Below are 3,704 nucleotides of genomic sequence, written 5' to 3'. Positions count from 1 at the left end.
TTTTTTTTGCAATAAAACTACACAAAAAAAAGATCATCGTTATGGGTGAAATTGACTGATTTGACCGTCCTAATTAGGAACACCTTCTAGGTGTGGCAAGGGTTTTAACTATTGCTGCCCAAAAAAGCACAGAATAACCCACTATGAAATTCTATCAAATCGCTGTAACCCTTGTAACATCGTTGTTAAATAAAAATCTTTCTCAATTAATTCTTAAGAATTTGTAAATATTGCGGAATGTTAATTTAAATATTCTCAATCTTTTGCAGTCAATAGATAATTTTTGCTTATCTTTGCCCCACATTGGGTTAGGAGTCAGGAGTCAGGAGTCAGGTTTTAGGTGTTGGAGTTTTAGGGTTTTGGGGTTTTAGTTCAATTTCCCCACTTCCCCACCTCCCCACTTCCCACACCCCACACCCCACACCCCACTGATCACTGAAAAAGCTCCGGCAATCGATCGCCTGAATAGATGGTCAGGGATTTAGGTTAGGGTAGTAAAAGATACAGATTACTCACCCTTGCAGACCAACAATTATGACGAACACCAGTAACCCGCTGCTTGCCGGTCAAGGATTACCGGCTTTTGACCAAATCCAACCCGGCCTGATTGTCCCTGGCATAACGCAACTTTTGCAGGAACTGGCCAGAGAATTAACCGATCTAGAAGCGCAGATTGCCCCCACTTGGGAAAAATTAGTCGAACCCCTCACCCGGATCGAAGAACGTTTAAGCTGGAGTTGGGGGATTATCGGTCATCTGATGGGGGTAAAAAATAGCCCAGAATTGCGTCAAGCTTACGAAAGCGTACAACCGCAGGTGGTCGAGTTTATTAGCCGTTTAAGCCAAAGTAAACCCATTTATGAGGCATTTTTGTCCCTGCGCCAAGGAGAAAGCTGGGGGCAATTAGACGAGGCACAACAGCGCATTGTCGAAGCTTCCCTGCGGGATGCTCAATTGGCTGGGGTGGGATTGGTAGGGGAGAAAAAAGACAGATTTAACGCGATTCAACTGGAATTAGCGGAAATCACCACGAAATTTTCTAATAACATCCTCGATGCCACCAAAGCTTTTCAACTGAAACTAACAACCCCAGAAGATATCGCCGGTTTACCCCCTAGTCTCCTTAGTTTAGCCGCCCAAACCGCCCGGGGCCAAGGGGAAACTAACGCCAGCACCGAAACTGGCCCCTGGGTGATTACCCTCGATTTTCCCAGTTATTTCCCCTTTATGAAGTACAGCGATAATCGGGAATTGCGCGAAAAACTGTATAAGGCCTACGTTAGTCGGGCTGATCTGGGAGAATTGGATAATAATCCCTTAATCGATCGCATTTTGCAACTTCGTCAGGAACAGGCCCATCTTTTAGGTTATAGTACCTACGCCGAGGTCAGTCTTGCCAGGAAAATGGCCAATTCTGTGGATGAAATCGAGAAATTGCTTGACAATTTGCGCCAAGTCAGCTATGAAGCGGCAAAACAGGATTTAGAGGCCCTAAAAACTTTTGCCGGAACCGACGATCTCAAGCATTGGGATATAGCCTATTGGTCAGAAAAACAGCGTCAGGCCAAGTTTAACTTTAGTGCCGAGGAATTACGCCCCTATTTCCCCCTACCACGGGTTTTAGAAGGCATATTTAGCCTCGCTAAACGGATTTTTGGGGTAGAAATTATCGCTGCCGACGGTAAAGCACCTATCTGGCATCCCGATGTGCGTTATTTCCAGATTAACGACGAAAAGGGCGAAAAAATCGCCTATTTCTACCTCGATGCCTACAGTCGTCCCGCCGAAAAACGCGGCGGTGCTTGGATGGATGTCTGTATCGGTCGCGCCAAAACCGGCACCGAGGTGCGTTTACCTGTGGCTTATTTAATCTGCAATCAAACGCCTCCAGTGGACGGAAACCCCAGTTTAATGACCTTTGAGGAGGTAACTACCCTATTTCACGAATTTGGCCACGGTTTACAGCATATGTTAACCACTGTGGACTATTCCGGGGCTGCGGGTATTAATAACGTTGAGTGGGACGCGGTGGAATTGCCCAGTCAATTTATGGAAAATTGGTGTTATGATCGCCCTACTTTAATGAGTATGGCCAAACACTACCAAACCGGTGAAACTCTCCCCGAACATTACTATCAAAAACTGCTTCTAGCTAAGAATTATATGAGCGGTTCGGCTATGCTGCGTCAGCTACATTTGTCTTTAGTAGATTTGGAATTACACCATCGTTATCAACCGAATGGCGGCGAAACCCCTAAACAAGTTAGACAGCGTTTAGCGGCGACGACGACGATCATTCCTCCCCTACCAGAAGATGCTTTCTTGTGTTCTTTTGGACATATTTTCGCCGGCGGTTATGCGGCGGGTTACTATAGTTATAAATGGGCAGAAGTTCTCAGCGCCGATGCTTTTGCCGCTTTCGAGGAAGTGGGATTAGATAACGAAGAAGCAGTGAAAGCGATCGGTCGCCGTTTTCGCGATACTGTCTTAGCTATGGGGGGAAGTTCCCATCCTATGAATGTTTTTAAAGCTTTCCGCGGTCGCGAACCTAGTACCGAGCCTCTCCTCCGTCATAGCGGCTTATAAAAGTAGGGTGTGTTAGCGTAGCGTAACGCACCAAACACTTTTCTTTGTGGTGCGTTACGGCAATATTTAGCTCTTGATTTTTTCCCTAAAAACAAGGGATTGTCTGACGCACCCTACTTGAATATATGGTGATAAGTAGGTAGGAGTTAAAAGTTGTCAGATCCCCCCGCCTATCGGCACCCCCCTTATCAAGGGGGGCAGGGGGGATCGAACCTAAAATCCATTTTTAATTTAATTATAACCAGCTACTTAGCATATCAGGAAAAAAGTTAACTAACAGTAGGAAACTGTAATGAGTATCGCATTTTTTCAAGATCTGATCGAATCGGTAGAGAGTCTATCCATTGAAGACCAAGATTATTTGTTTGAGCTAATTCGTAAAAGACGTATTGAGAAACGCCGGGAGGAGATGGCTAAAAATGGCGAAGAAACCTTAAAATCTTTAGCAATGGGAACAGCAAAAAAAGGCAGTGCTGAAGAGATAATGGCTTATTTGTTAGAGGATGAAGAATGAAATTAGTTGCTGACAAAAGCTTTAAAAGAGCTTTTCAACGCTTAATCAGCAAAAATCCTCAACTACAAAGCAAGATATCAGAGGTTCTACATTTGTTAGCAGATAACCCTTTCACCCCTTCTTTAAAATCTCATAAGCTGACAGGTAGATTAGAAGGTTATTGGTCATGTTCTGTTAGTTATGATTGCCGTATTATTTTTACTTTTCGTCAAGATACTGATTCAGGAGAAACTTTAATTGTTATAGTTGATATTGGCAAACACGATCAAGTTTACTAATTTATCTCTTGAATTTGTTCTTTCTTATCAATTGTATAATCATAGTCAGTCCAGTAGGGTGCGTTACGCTACGCTAACGCACCAAAAACCTTTCTTTGTGGTGCGTTACGGCAATATTTAGCTCTTGATTTTTTCCCTGAAAACAAGGGATTGCCTAATGCACCCTACTGGACTGCTTAACATTTTTGGTTCTTCGTTACTTGGTATGGTTCGATAGGGTAACATAAATCGACTCAATCCTTATCTGGCAATAGATTTAATTGATTAGTTCGCTCTAGATCGAAAACAGTTGACAAAAATCGCAGCAACGCCTGTCTCTATAAGGG

General features: G+C 43.7%; 3 protein-coding genes. All 3 read left to right on the top strand.

Translation table 11 applies throughout. From position 1 onward, the window contains the following. Positions 1-534: 534 nt before the first annotated feature. The 3 genes from ACE1AQ_RS04105 (at position 535) to ACE1AQ_RS04095 (ending at position 3,378) form a co-directional block, all read left to right on the top strand. Positions 535-2,586 carry a M3 family metallopeptidase gene (locus tag ACE1AQ_RS04105; RefSeq protein WP_008196723.1) on the top strand — a complete coding sequence of 684 codons (2,052 nt, stop codon included), beginning with the start codon at positions 535-537 and terminating at the stop codon, positions 2,584-2,586. A 292-nt stretch (positions 2,587-2,878) separates the two neighbouring features. After that, complete coding sequence (locus ACE1AQ_RS04100; protein WP_008205031.1) at positions 2,879-3,100, top strand: hypothetical protein; 222 nt, start codon at positions 2,879-2,881, stop codon at positions 3,098-3,100. Beyond that, positions 3,097-3,378 (top strand): type II toxin-antitoxin system mRNA interferase toxin, RelE/StbE family, encoded by a 282-nt coding sequence (locus ACE1AQ_RS04095; RefSeq protein WP_008205029.1) that lies wholly within the window; start codon positions 3,097-3,099, stop codon positions 3,376-3,378. Before ACE1AQ_RS04100 ends, ACE1AQ_RS04095 begins: the two co-directional genes overlap by 4 nt. The last annotated feature ends 326 nt before the right edge of the window (positions 3,379-3,704 follow it).

Origin of the sequence: Microcystis sp. BLCC-F209, assembly GCF_041928595.1 — a bacterium.
GTDB lineage: Bacteria > Cyanobacteriota > Cyanobacteriia > Cyanobacteriales > Microcystaceae > Microcystis.
This window is presented reverse-complemented; position numbering and strand designations above follow the sequence as displayed.

Excerpts from the sequence above, each read along its gene's own strand:
- ACE1AQ_RS04105 (WP_008196723.1), top strand. The coding sequence starts at position 535 with ATGACGAACACCAGTAACCCGCTGCTTGCCGGTCAAGGATTACCGGCT.
- ACE1AQ_RS04100 (WP_008205031.1), top strand. The coding sequence starts at position 2,879 with ATGAGTATCGCATTTTTTCAAGATCTGATCGAATCGGTAGAGAGTCTA.
- ACE1AQ_RS04095 (WP_008205029.1), top strand. The coding sequence starts at position 3,097 with ATGAAATTAGTTGCTGACAAAAGCTTTAAAAGAGCTTTTCAACGCTTA.